Source organism: Candidatus Krumholzibacteriota bacterium (assembly GCA_016931295.1).
Lineage (GTDB): Bacteria > Krumholzibacteriota > Krumholzibacteriia > Krumholzibacteriales > Krumholzibacteriaceae > JAFGEZ01.
Genome location: JAFGEZ010000022.1, coordinates 1 through 21,249, shown reverse-complemented (window position 1 = coordinate 21,249; position 21,249 = coordinate 1). Strand labels below are relative to the sequence as shown.

Genomic DNA, 21,249 nt, shown 5'->3' with positions numbered 1-21,249 from the left:
ATCACCAGGCGACTTCGAGCCGCCGGCCCCCGGGGCCGGCACGTTCACGGGGGAGGGAACATGCATCCATCCGATACGGCAGCATTCCTCAATCAGAAGGGCGGCGTCGGCAAGACCACGTCCGTGGCGAACACGGGCGCGGGACTGGCGATCATGGGCAAGCGCGTCCTCATCGTCGACCTCGACCCGCAGGGCCACCTGACGAGCTTCCTCGGCATCGATCGCGGCGACGTCGAGACGTCGACGGGGGACATCCTGCGCGGCGAAGCCCATCCGCACGAGGCGATCGTCACGCGCGAGCTCGGCGCGCGTCTCTGCCTCGACGGCGAGGAGTCCCGGATCTCCCTCTCGGTGATCCCGGCGACGATCGACCTCGCGGACGTCGAGACCGATCTCGCGGGCGCCCCCGACGGCGCGCTGCTCCTTCGCCACGCGATGGCGACGGTGGCGGACGACTACGACTACATCCTCTTCGACTGCCCGCCGAGCCTCGGGCTCGTCACGATCAACGCCCTGGCCGCCGCCAGGAAGGTCTTCATCCCCGTCCAGGCGGAGCAGCTGGCCCTCTTGAGCCTCGAGAACCTCCTGCGCCGCATCGAGTCGGTCTCGAACGAGCTCGGCCTCGACCTCGTCGTCGGCGGCCTGATCGCCACGCGCTACGACGGGCGAAAGGTGCTCAACCGGACGGTCGTCCAGACCCTGCGCGAGCGCTACGGCGCCCTCCTCCTCGAAACGATGGTCCGCGAGAACATCGCCCTCGCCGAGTCGCCCCGGTTCGGGAAGGACATCTTCAGCTACAGCCCGCGCAGCTACGGGGCGGCCGATTACCTCAACCTCTCCCTCGAGGTCATGGGACGGATCGCCAACGCGGACGAGCTCTTCTCGGTGGAGCGGGGCGTGATCACGGGGAACCGCGTCGCGGAGCCGGCGCCCCCCGAGGAATCGGCGGACGACGAATACACCGGCGGGGAAGCGGCGGCCGAAACCAAGCCGGCCGGGCCGGACACGCTCGACTCATGGGACGACTCGTACCTGCGGGAAGCGGGCGGCGAGGGCTACTGGAACTGACCCGGCTTGGAAACGTTGATCTCCCCGCCGTGTCCTCGAGCGTAGCGGACCATGGTCCATGAATCACGGACGATCTTGGCGGCGCTCGTGAAAATGATCATGAATTCCAGCCGTCCCAGGAACATGCCCGCGGTCTCCGCCCAGAGAACACCGGGAGGTGAGGCGGAGGACGTGATTCCGACGGACAATCCCACGGTACCGAGCGCCGACGCGAATTCGAAGAGAGACTCGCGGACACCGAAGCCGTGCGCGCAGAGCACAGCCGTACCGAAGAGAAACCCCGTCAGGTAGAGGAACAGGAACGTGCCTATCTGTCGCAGGCGTTCATCGTCTACGAAGATGCGACGTCCAGCATGCCAGACGTAATTACCGGTCACGGCGGTCCGCGGCAGCAACCCGCGACGGAGCTCCCACACGAGATTCTTCCAGAGCAGGTGGACCCGATACTGCTTGATCCCTCCCGCCGTCGAGCAGCTGCCGCCGCCGATCAACATGAGCGTGATCATCACGATCCAGCCGAACGAATTCCAGTCATCGAACACGACGGTCGAGAATCCGGTTGTCGTCAGGGCGGTCACCGTCTGGAAAATCGCGACACGGGCGCTGACGCCGAGCGTCGGGTAGATGGTGCGTGCAGTGAGCACGGTGACGAGAACGGCACACACCGGAACGACAATCGCCATCAGGCGCACCTCGCCGTTCCTGCCCGCTGCGCGGAACTCCCGGCGCAGCAGGAGCCAGGCGGTGATGAAGCTGGTACTCCCCAGCACCATCAGCACGACGACGACGGCTTCGACGGCGATCGAGTCCCAGTAGCCGATACTCGACGCGCGCGTCGAGAACCCGCCGGTCGAGAGGGATGCAAGGGCATGGTTCACGGCGTCGAACCAGCCCATGCCGGCGATCCGCAGGGCGATCACGCCGGCCAGTGTATAACTGCTGTATATCGCAAGAACCAGTTTCGCCGATTCCCGGACGTGCGGCACGAGCTGCTCCCGACCTTCGGCGACCGACAGGGCGGGACCTCTCGGGCCGGCGATCGCCGAGAGCATGATGATCGCGAGTCCGGCGCCGCCGGCGAACTGCAGCACGCTGCGCCAGAGAAGGATGGCCGGGTTCGCCCTCGAGACGTCCAGGACCGACAATCCGGTCGTCGTCCACCCGCTGACCGACTCGAATACCGCCTGCGTGAACGTGAACCGGCTGATCGACATGAAGGGCCACGCGGATATGAGGCACACGACGACCCAGCTCAGGAGAACGATCAATCCTCCCTCTGGAACGGTGAGCACGACATCTCTGCGGGGCGACATGAACCGCCACGCGGAAAATCCGGCGATCGCCATCGCCGCCGAGGTGAAAAGGAACGCCCACGCGGGGCCGGTCGCGTTTCCTTCGTGCATCGGCAACGCGAGCAGCGGGATGAGAGCGAGTCCGGCGCAGAGAACGAGAACGAGGCCCGTGTACGAGCAGATCGCCCGGTAACGGGCCCGCAGATGACCGGTCCGGCGGAGGTGCGATGCGCTCAATTCTCCTCTCCCGTGACGGCTCTGAGAACGGGCCCGTGGTTCTCGGGCAACGTGATCAGGATCGTGCTGTCGCCCGCGCGGAGCACCGTATCGCCCCGGGGTATGATGGCTTCATCGCCACGAAGCACGACGGCGATGAGGCTGCCGGCCGGCAGTGACACTTCGTGGAGGGGGTTGCCGATAACGGGCGAGTCGTCTTTCAGTTTGACTTCCGTGATGTTGACCTTTCCCTCTCCGGCGGGAATCAGGTTGATGATGTCGTCCAGGGCGGTCCGCTGCTCGATCATGCTCGCGATATTCCGCGTCATCGAGATCACCTCGACTCCCAGTTTCCGGAACACCGCCTCGTTGTCCGGATCCTCGACAAGCGCGACGACGCGGGGCACTCCGTACCGGACCCTGCCCAGCTGGCACGCGACGAGATTGTCCTGATCGTTCGGCGTGACCGACAGGATCGCGTCGCTGGAATGCGCTCCCGCCTCGTCGAGAATCGTCGAATCCGTGCCGTCGCCGTGGACCACGGTGATCTTCATGGTTCTGGCCATGGCCACGCACTCGGCATGGTCCCTGTTGATCACCGTGACATCGTAGCCCTTGGCGATGAACGCCTTGCAGAGGAAATACACCGGCTTGCCGCCGCCGACGATGAGAACCTTCATGCCGGACCATCCGTTTCGGCCAATTTCAGAAGTTGATCCGCGGCGAGGAGCGTGGGGCTGACGACCTCGATATCGAGATGCCGGTATATCGCTTCCCGATGCGGATCGTAGACGCGCGCGAGAACCCGCCGGACGCCGAATTCCACCCGGGCCACCTGGGCGACCATGATATTGACATTGTCGTCCCGGGTCGTGGCGAACAGGATGTCCGCCTTGTCGACCTTGGCCTGCTTCAGCACGGACATTTCGGTCGCGTCCCCCTCGGTCCAGAACCCGCTGTAATCGGGCGACAGCGCGCCGAACGACCGCTTGTCGACGTCGATCGCCATGACGCCGTGCCCGTTCCGGCTGAGCCGGTTCGCGAGATGCGCTCCCAGCCGCCCGCATCCGATCACCACGACGAAGAGTTGTGCGGCCACTCAGCTCCCCTTCTTCCCGGAACCGCCAGATTCCCCGAGATCGATGTTGTCTCCCCGCTCGTGCCGCTGCACGATCCTGTCGATATTCTCCGCGGCCGGCCGGTAGGCCGGATCGAGAGCCGCCGCGGAGCGGTACTGCTTCAGCGCCTCCAGCCAGTCTCCCTGCCGCTCGAGAATGGCCCCCAGCAGGTTCAGCGCCTCCGGCCTCGTCGAATCCCGGGAGATCGCCATTCTCACATGCTCCTTCGCCGCGGTCAGATTGCCCCCGGCCAGACTCTTCCTGGCCGATTCGACGTGTTCGTCGTATCCCCCCTCGTTTGAACCGCGGTCGAGAACGTTCGACACCATTTCGCGGATTTCCTTCGGGGTGAAGGGTTTCTGTATGAAATCCACCGCGCCGAGCTTCATCGCTTCCGTTGCCGACTCGACGGTGCCGTGCGCCGTGATGATGATGATCTTGATGTCCGGACGGGTCTCGCGCACTTTTCTCAGCACATCCATTCCGTCCATGCCCGGCATGCGGAGATCGAGCAGGATCAGATCGTACTGTTTCTTTTTCAGCTTGGCGAGCGCTTCCTCGCCGTTTATCGCCGTATCGGAATCGAGATCGAGCGATTCCAGCGCCCGCGACAATGTCATCCTGATATTCTTCTCGTCATCGACGATCAGAACGGGTGTTCTCGTCATAATTTCTCTCCCGTGTTTCCTCGTCGATCGGCAAGGTGAACGTGAATTCGCTCCCCTGACCGGGACTCGAATCCACCCAGATCGTACCCTTGTGGGCGCGGACGATCTCCCTGCAGATCGCAAGGCCGAGTCCCGTGCCTCCAACGCTCTCATCGCTCTTGACACGAACGAATTTCTCGAAGATCCGGCTCTGGTACTCCGGGGGAATACCCTCGCCGTCGTCGGCGACCGATATGTGCACCCACCGGCCGACGCGGGATGCGGATACAACGATGCCGCTCCTGGCGTATCTGAGGGCGTTGCCGACGAGGTTCGTCAGCACCCACGTGATCTTCGTCGCATCAGCGGAGACGTCCGGCAGACCGTCGGGCGCATCGACGCTGAGTTCGATGCCCTTCTGCTCGGCCTGCGTTTTGAGCAGACCGGCCGCCCGCTGGGCGAGCGCCGTGACGGACGTCCGCTCGATCTCCATCTCGACCTTTCCCGCCTCGATCCTGGACAGATCGAGGAGGTCGCTGATGAGGCTCTTGAGACGTGTGAGCTCGTCGTGCGCGGCGTTGAGCAGCTGCTGCTGCTTCTCGTCGAGCCGGCCGCCCGCCTCCTCGGCGAACAGATCGATGCTCATGCCGAGACTCTGAAGCGGCGTCTTCAACTCGTGCGAGGCCGTCATCACGAATTCGCTCTTCAGGCGATCGAGCTCCTTGAATCTCGTCACGTCTCGAAGCAGCAGCACGACGCCGAGCATTCCCCCGCCTTTCGACACGACCGGTGTCACGCTGAAGTGGTAGTGCTTGCTGCTCTCCTCCGTACCGATCGTGATGATGTTTCCGCCGTCATCGAGTATCGGCTGCCGCCCGGTCTCCGTCGTCCGCTGCATCAGCTCGTACACGCGCTCGTCCCTGACGATCTCGAGAACATGCTTTTCCAAGACATCATCCGGATCGACGCCGAAAATCCTTCCTGCCTGGGGATTCATGTTCGTTATCCGGTATTCCGCGTCGACGACGACGACTCCGTCCTCGATGCTCCGGAGCACGGCATCACTCTTCCGCTTCTCCGCGATGACGTGCTCCACATTGATACGGTGATAGACGCCGAGCTTGCCCGCCATCGCGTTCAGGCTCTCCGCCAGCCGGCTCAGTTCGTCCGACCCGGTCGCCGGGACATGGACGTCGTAATTCCCCTCCGCGAGCGCCTCCGTCACTTCCATCATCCTGCGGATCGGTCGAACCAGCCTCTTGCTGAGCAGGAGACTGAACGCGAGGCCGAGACCGATCGCGGCGAGCGCGACCGCGGTCGTCGACCAGATCGCCTTCTGCGCCACGGCCTCTGCGCGCCGGCTGGCGACGAACATGGTCTCCTGGTTGATTTCGCGCAGACGGACGGCCTCGTCGCGCACGAGACGAAACGACGGAAGAACGATCTCGTGGTAGAACTCCCCGGCCCCCGCCGGCGATGAGCCGCGGATCTCGCGGAGCCTCGAATACTGCACCAGGTAATCGGAATAGCCCGCCTCGATCGCTTCGAGGATGTCCCGCTCGCCGTCGATCGTGATGTTGTCCTTCGCCCGGCCGAGCCACTGGAGAAAGTTGTTCTCGTTCTCGCGGAACTGCGCCAGGCCTTCCTCGGTGTAATCGAGCATCTCGAGGAGAACCGCGCTGTCCTGGCGCTCTATCGCGTCTATCATGTTTTCGGCGGCCAGGATGCTCTTGTAATTCTCCCGCAGGATGGCATCGCTCGCCTTTCCGAGGCCGACGAGATTCACGACGGCCCAGACGAGCACGACGGCAACGAGGGCGGGGGCGATTCCCTGCCCCAGGAGAATGCGTTTTCGCAGACCGGTTTGCATGCGCCGATTGTAGTGAAGTGTGGATATTCCGTGCAAGCGGCTTTTGCGGATTCGTGGCGCGTCAGTTGCCCGACGTCCGCACGGCGGCGCCCGCCCCACCGCTTCCTTCGGATTCATCGCCGGAGCCGCGGAGCCGCCTGACGAGCTTGAGCACTTCCCATGCGCAGGCGAATACCACGCAGGAGATCCCGACGGACACCCAGTCGGAGAACCGGAGACCGCCGAAACGCAGGAAATCCCTGACGAACGGGCCATACATCGCCACGATCACGATGCCGATCGACGCGAGGATCGAACCCAGCAGTATCCGGTTCGTGAAGAAAGTCCGGCTGAAGAGGGAAGCGAGATGGTGCCGGCGTTCCATGGTGTTGACATACTGGCAGAACACGATGGTCGCGTATGTCAGTGCAGTGACTCGCAGGTAGGCGGCCCCCGTATCCCCCATGGTCAGCCGTATACCCTCGCGCTGCATGAAGAGAAGAAAATTCGCGAATGCGAGACCGCCGATCAGGGCGCCCAGGGACATGACCTCGATGCCGGAAGCGGCATTGAGCATCCGGCTTGCCGGATCGCGCGGCCGCCGTCGCATCACGCCCCGTTCCGGCGGGTCGAAGGTCAGGAACGTCAGCGGCATGATCTGCCCGAGGAGATCGATCGCGAGGATCTGCACGGCGAGGATCGGAATGGGGAGATTGCCGAGTGCCACGGCCACGAGCCCGCAGACGACCAGCGTCAGCTCGGCGGTGTTCGTCGTCAGTGTCGAGAAAACGGTTTTCCGCAGGTTGCCGTATATCGTGCGGCCTTCCCGGATCGCCTCGACAAGCGTCGAGAAACTGTCGTCGAGCAGGATCAGCGTGGAGGCCTCCTTCGCCACGTCCGTGCCCGTTTTCCCCATCGCCACGCCGATATGCGCCTTCCGCAGGGCGGGGGCGTCGTTCACGCCGTCTCCGGTCACGGCGACGATCTCCCCCGAATCGACCAGGAGAGAGACGATCCTGAGCTTGTCCTCGGGGTCCACGCGCGAGAAAATGATCGACGCGTTCTCCGAGAGTATCCTCTTCAGCGCATCGTCATCCATCTCTTTCAATTCCACGCCGCCCACGTCCTGCAACTCATCGTGCCCGACGAGTCCCACCTCGTTCGCGATGGCCCTGGCGGTGATGGCGTGGTCCCCCGTGAGAATGAAGATGCGGATGCCGGCCTTCAGCGCCTCGCCGATGGCTTCCGGAACACCTTCCTTCGGCGGATCGATCATTGCCACGAGACCGAGCAGCGTAATGTCACGTTCCGCTTCCTCGATGGCGAAATCGCCGGTTTTCGCATCGAGGTCGCGCCGGCCGACCGCCAGCACCCGCATGCCGTTCTCCGAGTAGCGCTCGTTGATTTCGCGAAGCCGCTGTTCGTCCTCGGCGGTGATCGGCACCGCCTCTCCATCCCGGTATATGTGCGTGCTGATCGAGAGGATGCCGTCCAGGGATCCCTTCACGGCGAGAGCGACCTTGTCGCCGAAGCGCCGGACCGAGCTCATCCGTTTCCGCTCTGAATCGAAGGGAAACTCCTGGAGCTCGGGATTCTCCTCGTCCTCTTTCGGCGACCGGGTGCCCAGCTTCGTTGAAAGCGCAATGAGGGCGGCTTCGGTCGGATCTCCGACTCCGTACCAGTCGGCATGGTCCTCGTCCGGTTCGTGGATTTCCGCGTTGGACGCCATTGTCGCGGCATCGAGAAGGATCTCCATCTCGTCGATCGCTTCCTGACCCAGGCGTTCGCCGCTCTCGTCGAGAATCTCACCCGCCGGCTCGTAGCCGGAGCCGGTGACCTGATGATCGGCGCCGTCGAACCAGACGGCTCGCACGGTCATCTCGTTCCTGGTGAGCGTCCCCGTCTTGTCCGTGCAGATCACGGTCGTCGAACCGAGCGTCTCGACCGACGGCAGACTCTTGACGACGGCCTTTCGCTTCGCCAGCCGGCCGCTGCCGGTCGCGAGCGCGACGGTCACCTGGGCCGGAAGCGCCTGGGGAACGACCGCCATCGCGACCCCGAGCGCATAGGCCAGACTCACGTAGATGCTGAAATCCTGCAGCAATCCGAAGGCGAAGAGAAGGATGCTGATGATGACGACGACGACGGTCAACTTCCTGGCGAGGTCGCGCATCTCCTCCTGCAACGGAGTCACGCTCGCGCCGGTTTCCTGGGTCATGCCGGCGATCCTGCCCGTCTCGCTGCTCATGCCGGTCGCGACGACGATGCCGACCGCGTTGCCGGCGGCGACGGATGTTCCGGCGTATGCCATGTTCGTCCGGTCCGCCAGGCCGGCGTCTTCCGCCACGGGGTCGGTCGTCTTCTCCCGCGGCACGGACTCCCCGGTCAACGCGAAATCATTCGTCTTGAAGGAGGATGATTTCAGCAGCCGGACATCGGCGGGGAGTGTATCCCCCTCGTCGATAACGATGATGTCGCCCGGCACCAGAAGCTCCGGATTGATCTCCACTAGCTCGCCGTCACGCCTGACCTTGACGCCGGACCGCAGCATGACCTTGAGCGCATCGACTATCTTGCCCGCCCGGTATTCCTGGGTGAAGCCGATAACGGCATTGACCAGTACGATGAGGAATATGATCGTACCGCCCCGGTAATCGCCGATCAGGAGCGATGTCAACCCTCCCAGAACCAGGATGATGACCAGCAGCTCCCTGAACTGCCGCAGGAACAGGAACCAGACCGGCGCCTGCATGCGAGCCTGCAACTCGTTCCTGCCGTATGTCCGCAGGCGGCTCTTCGCCTCCCCGGCGGTCAATCCGTCCATGGACGAACCCAGGGCGTCGATCACATCCCGCCCCTGCATGCGGTAATGCTCATTATCGGCCACGGATCGCTTCCTCTCGACTGGAACCGGTAACCTGCATGGAAGGTACCCGCGATCTCGAGCGTTTGTCAAGGAAAGGACCGGCCGGGAGAATGATCAGGATCTCGACGCCATGACGTACAGGCACGGCATCAGGAGCAGGGCGACGAACAGTTCCATGCCCAGCCCTCCGATGGCCGCGACCGCCATCGGCTGCAGCATGTCGCCGCCTTCCTCGAGATTCAGGGCCAGAGGAAGAAATCCCGCAATCGTCGTCATGGTGGTCATGAGCCGGGGCCGAAACCGCACCTGCGCGGCCTCGATCACCGCCTGCCGGCCGGCGAGCCCCCGTTCGGCCTCGACCTCACGGGCATAGGCGAGCAGGAGCACCCCGTCGTTGACCGTCGCGGCAACGACGACCAGCACGCCGATGACGACCGTCGCACCGAGCGGCAATCCGGTGATCGACATCATGAACACGACGCCGGCGAGGCAGAACGGGAGCCCGGCGAGTATCAGGCCCGGCACCGTGAGGCTGTCGAATTGCACGGTGAGAACGAGAAACGAGAAGAAGATCGCGAAGGCGAGCACCGCCAGCACCGTCCGCTTCATGTCGCCCATCATCTCCGCCGTGCCGCCGATATCGAATTCGTATCCGACCGGCAAATCGATTCCCGCGATCACGGCTTGCAATTCGCGCAGCGCTCCCGCGATATCGCCGCCTGAAACATCAGCTTCGATGGCGACCTGCGTGACCTGGTTCTTGCTGATGATCTCGACCGGACCGGTCGATGGAATAACGGCCGCGACATCCCCGACACGGATCGGCTCGCTTCCGTTGACGGGAACGATGGGGATCTCCTCGACGTCGCCGCGTGAGACGAAACGGTCTTTTGGCCCGACGACCCGGATATCGTAATAGTCGGCGCCGTCGCGATATCTCGTGACGATCGTCCCGTCGATCATCGTGCGGATCGTCTCCGCCAGATCGGACACGGTCGGCCCGAGCTCGGCGGCTTTCATGCGGCGGTGAAAACAGAGATGCGGCGGCATCGTCGAACTCCGCGCGCTCGGTGGCGGCGCCGGCCGTCGAGCGATCCCGGATCGCGGGGCTGCCGTCGTGAGCGTGCTCCGCTGCCCTCACCCCCCGATCTTCTCGAGGAGCTTCTTCGCCTCCTCCGGCGCGGCGCCCTCCAGCTTCTCCCTGATCTTTTCTCCGACGCCGGCCGAGCCGATCGCCGAGGCGGCGTTCCCGGCGAGGGCCTTCATGAGGATCGCGGCGATCTCGCCGGGGAGCGCGCCGTCCGCGCCGCCGACATCCGTGAGCTCGATCGAGGGCAGATCGACCGAGCGCGTGCCGAGCCCCACGGCCGAGGCGTCCAGCTCGATCCGGCCCTTCTCGAAGACGAAACGCGCGATCCTGATGCGCTTCTCATCGCCGCCGCCGGCCTCCCCGTCATGCGACGAGTCGAACCGTTCCTGCGCGTTCCGGCGGAGAACGTCGAGGTTGTTTGTCCCGTTTGCCGCGATCTCGGCGACGATGACGGGGGCCGATACGCGGATCTCGTCGATCACGATCGGCTCGCCGCGCAGGCTGCCGGGGTCGATGTCGATGGTCGCTTCCCCGAGGGTGAAGGCGTCACCGGCAGAGAATCCGTCGGGATTCTCCACGCCGATCCCCTCGATCGTCGCCCGTCCCTCTCCGAGGGAAAGCGACACGCCGGCGACACGGACGCTCGTGCCGGTCGCCTCGCTGCCGCCCCGCGCGATCGCCTTCGCGACGATGGAGTCGAGATTGGAGAACAGGTAGAAGACGCCGGCGACGACGAGAACGACGACCGCGGCGATGACGATGAAAACGACCTTCTTCATGACACACCTCGTTTTGTTCGTGGGACGCTGTTCATGCCGATTCGGACAACAGTATAGGCCTCCGTCATGTGCCGGGACAATACCCGATCGAACTCGAGCTACAGCAACTGGGATAGGAAGGTCCGGGCGGGAACGATCACCGGCCCGCGGGGACGGGCGAAGCAATCCGCATCCACGTAATCGGCGTCGATGACCACCTGGAAGGCATACGGCGCCCCCAGCTGCTCCTGGAAGAACCTGAGGGACGGGGCGAGCGTCGTCTCCCGCTGCTTGACCTCGACGAGAAACCATGGACGACCGTCCCGGATCACCACGAAATCGACCTCCCGCCGTTCCCGATCCCGCAGATATCCCATCTCGAACTTCCCGAACCCCATGTCGTTCCAGCCGTCGACCGCCTTGCGGATGTGACACCCGACGAAGGTTTCCGCCCGATCCCCGTCATCCCGGATAAACGACCAATCCCGCAGAAACCACTTTGGTTCCTTGCGGAGCGAGCGCGTGACGTTCCTGTGCCACGGTCTCACGAGGAATCCGAGATGCAGCGATCCCATGATATCGATCCAGCGGCGAACGGTGTCGACGGAAACCCGGACACTCTTCGCGAGATTGCTGAAGATGATCTGCCGGGATGACCGCTCCGCCAACAGGCGGGCGAGCATCTCCACCTGTCCGAGGTGCTGTATCCGCGTCAGATCGCGGATATCCTCACGGACAAGCTGCTCGAAGCGCAATGATTGCCACCGAAGGCTGAAACGTGTATCGCGCTTCAGAAACGGCTCGGGATACCCGCCGTGTGTCCAGAGAGCGTCGAAATCGTCCGGGCGGATCTTCTTCGGCCGCCGAACGATTCGTTCCGGATCGGGGATGTCGGTGCGCATCGTCTCGGCGACGGAGAACGGGTGCATCCTGTAGATGAGATATCGTCCCATCAGGCTGTCGCCCCCGCACCGGTAGACATCCATCCGTCTGCTGCCCGTCACCATGATCCTGACCCGGTCGGCGTAGGAGTCGAAAAAACCCTTGAGGAATCCTTTCCAGCCCGGGTACTTGTGCAATTCGTCGAACAGGGCCGACGGAACGGTCTCCGACAACCGGTTCAGGCCGAATTCCTCCGCCAGCGCGGCCGGGCCGGCCAGGATCAGCGCCCGATCGTCCAGATCGTCCCAGTTGACGTGCGCATCGGCATGATTCAGGCACGTGGTCGTCTTGCCCACCTGGCGAGGCCCGCTGATCAGTGCCATCTGCCTGTGGGTGGCCAGATGCTCGGCGAGCAGCGTATCATAGAGACGAGGCGTGATGTCCATGAGTGAACATTATCGACACTATCGTAAAATTGTCATGAATATTTTACTGCATTGTCTAGAATTGTCATCTTCTCCCGGAAGCCGTTTCTCCAGTCGCGAGTGTTGGCCGCCCGCGTGCCGTTCATGATATGGTATGCCCACGAATTCCGTGACCGTCATCAGTGGATCGCGCCGATTCGCCGGCGAATGCCGCTCCCCGGATCGAATGGAATCCAACGATGAACGTCGACATCCCCGCGACCCTGATCTTCGTCTTCGTGACGACCTTCACCCCGGGGCCCAACAACCTCGTCAGCGCCTCGATGGGCGTCATCCACGGCTACCGGCGCGTCTTGCCCCTCATGCTCGGTATCGCGACGGGCTTCGTCGTCATCATGCTCTTCTGCGCCACCCTCTCCTCGCTGCTCGCCGCCCGCCTCCCGGCGGTGGCGCCGTATCTCCGCTACGCCGGCGGCCTGTACATCCTCTGGCTCGCCCTCGGCGTCTACCGCGGCAGCGCATCGCTCCTCGAGGACCCCGAATCCGTTCCGCCCCCGCGGTTCCGAACCGGCGTTCTCCTGCAGTTTCTCAACGTGAAGGTGATCCTCTACGGGCTGACCGTCTTCTCGGCCTTCCTCTTCCCAGTCATCGACCGGCCGGCCACCTTCATCCTCGCGCCGCCCCTCCTCGCCCTCGCGAGCTTCTCCTCGATTTCCGTCTGGGCGCTCGCCGGGCACCTGGTCCGGAGACACGTGAGCACGCCGGGGCGCGCGAAGGCGGTCGGGCTGGTCCTTGCCGCCGCGCTCGTCTACACGGCCCTCTCGCTGGCGGGGCTCATCCCCTGGTGAGCGATTCTCGCCAGTTGCCCATAGGCCGCGGCCGAGAAGAGACAGCGGTTCGCCCGAAAGGCGAACGAAGATCCGGCGTCCCGGGCGGCATGCCCCCCGCATGCCGCCCGGTCGCCGCTCACGGGCTAGTTCTCCGCCTCGTGGAGAGCCGCGATCTCCGAGGCGCTGAGCGCCCGGTCGTAGAAGCGCACGTCGTCGATGATCCCCTTGAAGAAGAAGGGGGACGACGCGAGCTCGTACCTGCCGATCAGGACGTTTCCGTCAGTCTGTATCGCTTCCGACATCGACGAGCTCGTGCACGCGAGCGCGCCGTCGACGTAGCATCGTATCTCGTCGGACATGGTGACGACGACGTGATAGTACCGGTCGAGGATGATGTTCTCGTAGCAGACGGTGACCCAGTTGCCGATATCGGTTCCATGGCTTACGGTGAGGTTGCAGTAACTCGCGCCGCCGAACTTGGCGAGGCGGATCGTGTAGTTTCCGAGGTTGACGCCCGCCTTGCTGACGGCGCAGAAGTACCCGGGCTTCGAGGGTTCCGGCAAGGTCGGCAGCGTGACGATGCGCGTCCAGAAGCTGATGGTGTACGAAGTGAAATCGAAGGCTGCCTCGTCGGAGAGCTCGATGTAATCGTCCGTACCGTCGAAGTCGTATGCCGCATCGGCCGCGCCGAACCGGTCGGTCGTGAGCGAGGCGCCGTGGACGGTGCCGTGGTGCTCGTTGCCGCTCGCATCGTCTGCATCGCCGTCGAAGGGATAGTAGGCGACCAGGTCCGGGATCACGATGTACTCCGCATCGACGACTGGGCTGGGGTCCATCCCATCCTTGTATGCGCGCGCCCGCAGGGTCGCCATGGCATCCACGATGATCGAATCCCCGGGCGAGCAGGAACAGTCGGACTCGGTCGGATCGACCCCGTCGATGGTGTAGTAGATCGTGGCGCCGTCCGTGGCGCACCCGATCGTGACGTGCTGCACGCTCATGTACGTGCCGCCGGGAGGATCGAATGTCGGCGCGGAGACAACAGGCGTCGGGGGTGCGGTGGCGGAATCGTCGTCGGAGCAGCCGAGCGACAGCAGCAGCGCCGCCGCAAGGAGGAGCAGGAACGGGCGTTTCATGAGGTACCCCCTCATCAGAGAAGCGGAATGCCGGCTTCTCGCCGGGCTCGAGTTCAGGAAGCCGTAACATATCTTTACTTGTCTTGCAACCGTCCGCTACGAGACGTCGCGCTTCGGCGGCAGCCGTTCTCCTCAAAAAAAGCGCGGTACATCGATCCGATACCGACAGAGCGGAATGCCGATCCGGAAATACGGCCGCCGGAACAATACATGCAAAAAAGCGGATTATCTGCTATACTATGGGTGCCCCGCCTTCGCAAAGGAGGATCCGGTGAAACCCAATGCGATCGCGTGTACCGTCATCGCCGTCGTCGCGATGCTGCTGCCTCGGCCCGGCCTCGCGCAGGCGGCCTTCTCGGACATCCAGAAGTATCACGTCGGCGACATCCAGCTGTTCGGCGGATTCGTGTCCGATCCGGACGGCATCCTCCACGAGTTCGACGGGGACGGCATCGGGGATCTCGTCCTGTTCAGATCCTGGGACGAGGGATCCGACACCCTGAAGGCGGTCATCCTCCGCGGCAACGCAGACGGCACATTCCTGGCGCCGATGACGGTCGCGCTGGGCAGCTTCGACACCTCGAAGCGGCCGGCGACCCTGATCCTCGACCTGAACGGCGACGGTCTCGACGACATCCTCGTGAAAGAGCTCTCCGCGACCGACCCGGGCTGGCACGAGGCGATCAACACCGGCACCGACGTCTGGTCCTGCGGCATGAACTTCTTTGATTTCGTGATCGACATGCTGTTCGGTTTTTCGATGTCGGTGCCGCTCACCGGGATCGACTGCGACGGCGACGGGATCGAGGAGATCGTCGGCGGCAGCCAGGATTGCCCGTCACAGGGCGCCTTTTGTCAGCCGGTCGTCCTGTACAACCAGCGCGTCGATCCCACCGAGGAGAATCTCTACACCGTCCCGACCGACGGCTTCGTCTGGTGGACCGATGCCGGCACGGGAGATTTCAACGGCGACGGCGTGCGGGATTTCATGGAACGGAGCTACTACGACGGCGTCCGCATCCATTACGGCGACGGGGCGGGAAGCTTCTCCGGCCTGGACGGCGCCGGCGGGGGGCTCGGCGGCTGGGCCATGATCGGCGATTTCAACGGCGACGGGATCGACGACATCATCCACACCTTCGAGTACACCGCCTACCAGAAATACGGATCGGTCTATTTCGGGGGGAGCGGGGGGCTCGAGGCGGGGCCGCACGTCCGTCTCGCGGACGAGGACGACTATCTCTGGTGCGCCGCGCCGCCCGCGATCATCGACGCCGACGGCGACGGGCTGGACGACGTCGCGAGCATCGATCACGAGATCGTGGACGGATATTTCCACATGCACATCAGCTACAGCGAGGGGGACACCTTCTGCGTCGCCGCCGACGTCGACACGATCGCCCTGCCGACCGCCTTCACCGATACGACCCACATCTTCGGTGTCTACGGCGCCGACTTCGACAACGACGGCTACGGCGACATCTGCTACATGCATTCGCCAGACACCCTGGCCGTCCTCCTGAACATCACGCCGACGGCCGTACCGGAACGCGAGACGCCGGCGGCCGCCATGCGGCTGCTGTGGAACTACCCGAACCCCTTCAACCCGCAGACGACGATCTCCTTCGTCCTGCGTGCGCGAACGAGCGTCGACATCGCGATCTACGACGCGACGGGTGCGCTCGTCAGGCGCCTCGCGGACGATACCGTGATGGGACCGGGCACCTGCGAGATCTCCTGGGACGGCACGAACGCGGCGGGGACGCCGGTCGCCTCGGGCTGCTACTGGTGCCGCCTCTCCGGCGGTACGCGTTCGCTGACGCGCAAGTTGTTGCTGCTGCGTTAGTACCGGGCGGGCTTCGCCCGGTCGTCACCGGATCGAGCCGTTCTCCCTCGAATCCTTCGCCATGCCGCCGTCGGCCGCCGCCGCCCGGATCAGGCGGCAGGCGAGCTCCCAGCCGTTCGTCGCCTCGTGGTCGAGGATGCAGCCGCCGACGGTGAGATCGAGCGAGGGAACGTGGTAGGCGAAGGTGTTCCAGAATCCCTGGTGGCCGAAGGCCAGCCGCCCGTCGCACTCGTGCACGATCAGACCGAGGCGGTACGGGCGGGTGCCGCGCGTCGTCATCTCGACCAGGCTGGATTCCCGTTCGAGGACCTCGCCCCGCATGAGCAGCCGCATGAAGCGCGTCAGATCCCGGACGTCCGCGACGATCCCGCCCCCGCCGTAGAGATCGAAGGAGGCATGCCACGCCGTCACGTCCACCGCGCCGAGGTACTGGTGCGCGCGGGGGCCGGCCCCGGCCGGGGGCTCCTCCATGTACTCCCAGAAGGTGGCCTGCAGCCCGAGCTTCTCGAAGTCGAGGAGGTCGCGGACGGCGGGCCCGAGCCGCCGCCCCGTGAGTTGCTCGACGATCGTGCCGAGGATGATGTAGCCGGTGTCGGAGTAGACGTACCGCTCCCCCGGCGCTCCCACCGGCTCGCGCCACTCGACGAGGAGGCGGATCTTCTCGTCGGCGGTCCACACGTGCAGGGTGTCGGCCATGATGCGTCCGATGAACCGCGGATCCTCGGAATGGTCGCCGAACCCGGCGGTGTGGCTCATGACCCGGGCGATCGTGATGGCATCGGTGTCGTAGCCGCCTGCCCGCAGGAGCGAGTCGTGCACCGGCGAGATGTACCGCGACAGGGGATCGTCGAGCCCGATGCGCCCGTGTTCGGCGAGCCGCAGGATCGCCGCGGCGACGTACGTCTTCGTGTTGCTGGCGATGCGGAAGGTGTGCGCGGGGGTCATCGGCACCGACCCGCCCCGTGCCTCCGCGCCGGCCCCTCCCGCCCAGTCGAGCCCGAGCGCCGGGCAGACGACGCAGGCCGAGACTCCCGGCGCCCCGGGATTCTCCGAGAGGAACGCATCGAGGACGCCCTGGAGCTCCGACTCCAGGACCGGGTTCTCCGCCGCGGCCGGCGCCGCGGCGATGCACAGAACGAGAGCGAGAGCGGATAGCGTTCGTTTCATCGCGATCCTTTCAGGAACGGTCCCGGTCACGAAACGATTCACGTGATGATATATCGATCGCGCCGGCGCGTGTCGACAGATAATTCGACCGGTCCCTGGGGGGGGGTGCCGGACCGGTGCGCACGGACGATCGCCCCGGCCGTCGATGCGCCGCGGACATATCAATGACGGATTGATTCCGGCGCGTCCGCCGTGAGAGGATATGCGGGCATCGATCGCAACGACTACAGCGGGAAAGGAGATCCCATGCCCCGTCTCCATGGGTCGCTCGAGATGAACAGCCCGGTGGGACGCCTGCTCCTTGTCGCCTCGAGAAAGGGACTGACGCACCTGTTGTTCCTCGACCGGCCGGGCTGTCCTCCACCGGCGGCCCGCAGGCCGGTCGGCGATGGCTCGCCGGAAGCCTCCCGCGTCCTGGCCGCGGCCGAAACGCAGCTCCGCGAATACTTCGCCGGCCGGCGGCGGGAATTCGACGTACCCCTCGCCCCCGTGGGAACCGCGTTCCAGATGGCGGTGTGGCGCGGCCTCCGCGAGATCCCCTTCGGCGAGACGGAGAGCTACGGCGGTCTCGCCCGTCGCATCGGGCGCCCGAAAGCCGTTCGCGCCGTGGGCGCGGCCAACGGGGCCAATCCGATCTCGATCATCGTCCCGTGCCACCGCGTCGTCGGGCACGACGGACGCCTCACCGGCTTCGGCGGCGGGCTGCGGAACAAGAAGATATTGCTGGAGCTGGAGGGCGCGACGGTGAACGGGGATCGCCTCGTCTGACGACGGAGTGTCGTCCGCCTCAGCGCCTGCTGCCGCTTCTGCTTCTACCCCGGTAACCGCTGAACGAGGTCGGTATACGTCCGCCGCTCCACGCCCGTCCCCTGGCGGAGCCGCCGGTCTTCGGGGCGGTCTGATCCGACCGGAACGCCGTGTCGCTGTGATAGGCGTGTTCCATGTCGGCGGGCACGGGCTCTCCCAGCAGGCGTTCGATCTCCCGCAGATAGGCCCGATCCTCGCCGCTGCAGAACGAAATGGCGTTGCCGCCCGCTCCCGCGCGGGCGGTGCGCCCGATGCGGTGCACGTAGGTCTCGGCTTCCACGGGAAGATCGTAGTTGATAACGTGGGTGATGTCGTCCACATCCAGGCCTCGCGCAGCCACATCGGTGGCGACCAGCACCTGGAAACGGTCCCGCTTGAACCCGTCGAGCGCCCTCGTCCGGGCGGCCTGGCTCTTGTTTCCGTGGATGGCTTCGCCACGGATGCCCGCCGATTTCAACTTCCTCATGACCCGGTTCGCGACGTGCTTCATCTGCGTGAAGACGAGGGCCTTGTCGATCCGGGAATCCTTCAGCAGGGAGACGAGCAGGGCATCCTTGTCACGTCTTCCCACGAAGAACACCTTCTGGATGATACTCTCCACCACCGGCTTGTCGGGCGCGATGCTCACCCGCACCGGGTCGTGGACCATGGTATGGGCCAACGCCTCCATCTTCGGGGCCATGGTGGCCGAGAAGAAGAGGGTCTGGCGCACTTCCGGAATGCAGTACAGCAACCGCTTGATGTCGGGAATGAACCCCATATCGAGCATCCGGTCGCCTTCGTCGAGGATGAAGACCTCCACCTCGTTCAGGTGGATGAATCCCTGCTGCATCAGATCGAGCAGCCGGCCGGGAGTGGCCACGAGGATATCGATCCCTCGGCCGAGGGCCTCGACCTGGTGGCACTGGTTCACACCGCCGAAGACCACGGCATTGCTGATGCGGAGATAGCGCCCGTACGTCCGGATGCTCTCCCTGATCTGCGCCGCGAGCTCCCGGGTGGGAGCGAGGATGAGGGCCCGGGGGGTTCCCTTTTGGAGCGGCCGGGGATTCTGCGCGAACCGCTGCAGGAGCGGCAGGACGAAGGCCGCCGTCTTGCCGGTTCCGGTCTGGGCGCTGCCCACGAGATCCCTGCCCTCCAGCAGGTGCGGAATGCACTGCTCCTGGATGGGCGTGGGGGTATCGTATCCTTCGCCGGCGATCGCCCGCTGGATCTCCGGCATCAAGGTGCTGAAGACGCCGAGACGATACCGGGGCTGTGGTTGCTGGATGGAATTGCGGGGCTTCACGCGTCGCGCGTTCACGGGTTCTCTCATGTTTTTCCTGGTCCGGTGTTTTACAAATCTCTACCCGCCGGACACGTGGAAAAGAAAGGACCGCAATGATCGCGGTGATTGTCGATGTATATCGGTACGGGAAGGATAACGGAATGGCGGCGGCGACGCAACCGAAATCCATCAGGGCGAGTACCGCTTCCCCCGTTTTCCGCGGATCCCGCCGCCGTCATCCGGGCGACGGGGACGCCGTTTCATCGCACCAGCACCATCCTCTTCGCCTCTCTGCAGCCATCGGCCTCGAGACGGTAGAAGTAGACGCCCGCGGCGACGTGTCGTCCCGCATCGTTGCGGCCGTCCCAGGCGACCTCGTGGCGGCCGGCGACGAACCGTCCGCGTGCCAGCGTGGCCACGCGTCGACCGTCGAGCGCGAACACCACGAGCTCGATTCGCGCGTCGCGCGGAAGCTCGAACGCGATGGTCGTCGACGGGTTGAACGGATTGGGCGAGTTCTGCGCCAGACGCGGGGCGCCTATCCGCGGCGTGTACGGATCCGCGCCGGTTGCCGCCTCGCACTCGTCGGGCACGCCGTTGCCGTTGAGATCCTCGCTGGCACCGCTCGAGATGTCGCACTCGTCGAGGGTGCCGTTCCCGTTGCAGTCCGTGAAAGATGCGCAGGCATTCAGCACAAGCCCGACAATCGATTCCGTGATATCGAGCGCCGGTTCCGTCGAATTGAAGTGGATGCCCCCGGTGGAGTCTGCAAGGGCCTGGGCAAGGTTCTTGACGGTCGAGGTCGCGCCGGTCCCCGTGATCGGCGAGACGATGACGTCCGCCGTTTGCGCGACGGAGATGGCGTGCTCGATCGCGGCCTCGTCGTATTCGGTGACCGGATCGCCACACCAGGGTCCTTCGTCGCTGAGAGGAATGATCAGCCTGATGGACTCGCCGTGCGGCTGCCAGGGGTAGAGGCCTGCCACGACGGCCGTCGCGAGGGCCCAGTCCTCCGAGCATCCCTCGTTGACGCCGGTGCATGCGCCGAGAATCTCCAGACCCGGCGGCGGCGAACCGGGAACGATCGTACCCAGCAGATTGACGATATGATCCTGCAGGCAGCCGTAGATCCCGCCCGGCAGGTCGCAGACACCCAGCAGCAGCGGGACCACGTCGAGGTCGGCGGCCTCGAGGGTCGTTATGACCTGGTCCATTCTTCCGCACAGGATGCTCGCCTCGTCGTCCATCGAGGCCGAAGTATCCATGATGAATATCACTTCCACGGGAGGGCAATCCGGGCAATCGTCAGGGATGCCGTCGAGATTGCAGTCATCGCTTGCACCCGACTCGATGTCGCAGTCGTCCGGCACGCCGTTGAGATTGCAGTCCGGCGCTCCGCTCGCGATGTCGCACGCGTCGTAGATGCCGTTATCATCGCAATCCAGTTCGGGGTGCCCCGCGGCGTCGCAGCGGGCGAACACGTAGACGGCATCGCCGTCGAACGCGGATACGACGAGCTGGCGTCCGTCGGCGGTGATGTCCACGCCGGCCCATCCCTGGCTGCTGACCGCGACTCCGGTGAGCACGTCGCTCACCTCGCCCGTCGCCGGATCGATCCGCACCAGCCTGCCGTCGCCCATGTCGAGGACGAGGAGATCGCCGTTGACCGGATCGTAGGTGATGCCGCACGGATCGGCCAGGGGCTGCGAGGTCGCCAGAAGCGTGAGAACGCCTCCGGCGCCGACCGAATAGATCGCGCCCGGGTCCGTCTCGCAGACGTCTACGAGGTGGATGGTCGAAGGCCCGACCGCTATATCCACCGCCTCCACCAGCGTCCCATCATCGGCGTGGATCAGGATCTCGCCTTCGCTCGTAACGGGCGACCAGATCCAGATCTCATCGGGGCCCCCGTAACCCCCGTCGACGACGATGGCCTCCCCGGGCGCGAGCACATCGCCGGTATAGTCCATCGGCGCGATCGCCAT

17 protein-coding genes are annotated in these 21,249 nt (G+C 64.7%); 4 read left to right on the top strand and 13 right to left on the bottom strand.

Annotated features, from left to right (window positions below; all coding sequences use genetic code 11):
* Positions 1–60: 60 nt before the first annotated feature.
* A complete protein-coding gene (locus tag JW876_06235) occupies positions 61–1,068 on the top strand; it encodes a ParA family protein (protein MBN1885104.1) in 1,008 nt (335 codons plus the stop codon).
* On the opposite strand, the gene JW876_06230 is transcribed toward JW876_06235, so the two are convergent.
* The 9 genes from JW876_06230 to JW876_06190 all read right to left on the bottom strand — a co-directional run bounded on the left by JW876_06230 (position 1,056) and on the right by JW876_06190 (position 12,169).
* Positions 1,056–2,597 carry a TrkH family potassium uptake protein gene (locus tag JW876_06230; GenBank protein MBN1885103.1) on the bottom strand — a complete coding sequence of 514 codons (1,542 nt, stop codon included), beginning with the start codon at positions 2,595–2,597 and terminating at the stop codon, positions 1,056–1,058. The genes JW876_06235 and JW876_06230 overlap by 13 nt on opposite strands.
* Positions 2,594–3,256, bottom strand: coding sequence for a TrkA family potassium uptake protein (locus JW876_06225; protein MBN1885102.1), 663 nt, complete (start codon positions 3,254–3,256; stop codon positions 2,594–2,596). Before JW876_06225 ends, JW876_06230 begins: the two co-directional genes overlap by 4 nt.
* Positions 3,253–3,675: a TrkA family potassium uptake protein gene (locus tag JW876_06220; GenBank protein ID MBN1885101.1), complete on the bottom strand. Its 423-nt coding sequence runs from the start codon at positions 3,673–3,675 to the stop codon at positions 3,253–3,255. The genes JW876_06225 and JW876_06220 overlap by 4 nt, the downstream gene beginning before the upstream one ends.
* Positions 3,676–4,362 (bottom strand): response regulator, encoded by a 687-nt coding sequence (locus JW876_06215; protein ID MBN1885100.1) that lies wholly within the window; start codon positions 4,360–4,362, stop codon positions 3,676–3,678.
* Entirely contained in the window at positions 4,331–6,211 is a 1,881-nt protein-coding gene (locus JW876_06210) for a HAMP domain-containing protein (GenBank protein MBN1885099.1), read from the bottom strand. Before JW876_06210 ends, JW876_06215 begins: the two co-directional genes overlap by 32 nt.
* Before the next feature lie 61 nt (positions 6,212–6,272).
* Positions 6,273–9,053, bottom strand: coding sequence for a cation-transporting P-type ATPase (locus tag JW876_06205; GenBank protein ID MBN1885098.1), 2,781 nt, complete (start codon positions 9,051–9,053; stop codon positions 6,273–6,275).
* Between the two features lie 117 nt (positions 9,054–9,170).
* On the bottom strand, positions 9,171–10,106 hold the full coding sequence (locus tag JW876_06200) for an efflux RND transporter permease subunit (GenBank protein MBN1885097.1): 936 nt from the start codon (positions 10,104–10,106) through the stop codon (positions 9,171–9,173).
* A gap of 87 nt (positions 10,107–10,193) precedes the next feature.
* Positions 10,194–10,925 carry a hypothetical protein gene (locus JW876_06195; GenBank protein MBN1885096.1) on the bottom strand — a complete coding sequence of 244 codons (732 nt, stop codon included), beginning with the start codon at positions 10,923–10,925 and terminating at the stop codon, positions 10,194–10,196.
* Between the two features lie 98 nt (positions 10,926–11,023).
* Complete coding sequence (locus JW876_06190) at positions 11,024–12,169, bottom strand: ATP-binding protein (protein ID MBN1885095.1); 1,146 nt, start codon at positions 12,167–12,169, stop codon at positions 11,024–11,026.
* A gap of 281 nt (positions 12,170–12,450) precedes the next feature.
* Here JW876_06190 and JW876_06185 point away from each other — a divergent pair, with 281 nt between their 5' ends.
* Positions 12,451–13,059: a LysE family transporter gene (locus tag JW876_06185; GenBank protein ID MBN1885094.1), complete on the top strand. Its 609-nt coding sequence runs from the start codon at positions 12,451–12,453 to the stop codon at positions 13,057–13,059.
* A 125-nt stretch (positions 13,060–13,184) separates the two neighbouring features.
* Here JW876_06185 and JW876_06180 read toward each other — a convergent pair whose 3' ends face one another.
* Entirely contained in the window at positions 13,185–14,192 is a 1,008-nt protein-coding gene (locus JW876_06180; GenBank protein ID MBN1885093.1) for a chitobiase/beta-hexosaminidase C-terminal domain-containing protein, read from the bottom strand.
* A gap of 256 nt (positions 14,193–14,448) precedes the next feature.
* Here JW876_06180 and JW876_06175 point away from each other — a divergent pair, with 256 nt between their 5' ends.
* A complete protein-coding gene (locus JW876_06175) occupies positions 14,449–16,023 on the top strand; it encodes a hypothetical protein (GenBank protein MBN1885092.1) in 1,575 nt (524 codons plus the stop codon).
* Between the two features lie 24 nt (positions 16,024–16,047).
* Here JW876_06175 and JW876_06170 read toward each other — a convergent pair whose 3' ends face one another.
* Entirely contained in the window at positions 16,048–17,190 is a 1,143-nt protein-coding gene (locus JW876_06170) for a beta-lactamase family protein (GenBank protein ID MBN1885091.1), read from the bottom strand.
* A 246-nt stretch (positions 17,191–17,436) separates the two neighbouring features.
* On the opposite strand from JW876_06170, the gene JW876_06165 reads away from it, so the two are divergent.
* Entirely contained in the window at positions 17,437–17,958 is a 522-nt protein-coding gene (locus JW876_06165; GenBank protein ID MBN1885090.1) for a methylated-DNA--[protein]-cysteine S-methyltransferase, read from the top strand.
* A 19-nt stretch (positions 17,959–17,977) separates the two neighbouring features.
* On the opposite strand, the gene JW876_06160 is transcribed toward JW876_06165, so the two are convergent.
* Complete coding sequence (locus tag JW876_06160) at positions 17,978–19,219, bottom strand: DEAD/DEAH box helicase (protein ID MBN1885089.1); 1,242 nt, start codon at positions 19,217–19,219, stop codon at positions 17,978–17,980.
* 305 nt (positions 19,220–19,524) lie between these two features.
* The coding region (locus JW876_06155; GenBank protein ID MBN1885088.1) for a hypothetical protein at positions 19,525–21,249 on the bottom strand (1,725 nt) is incomplete at its 5' end.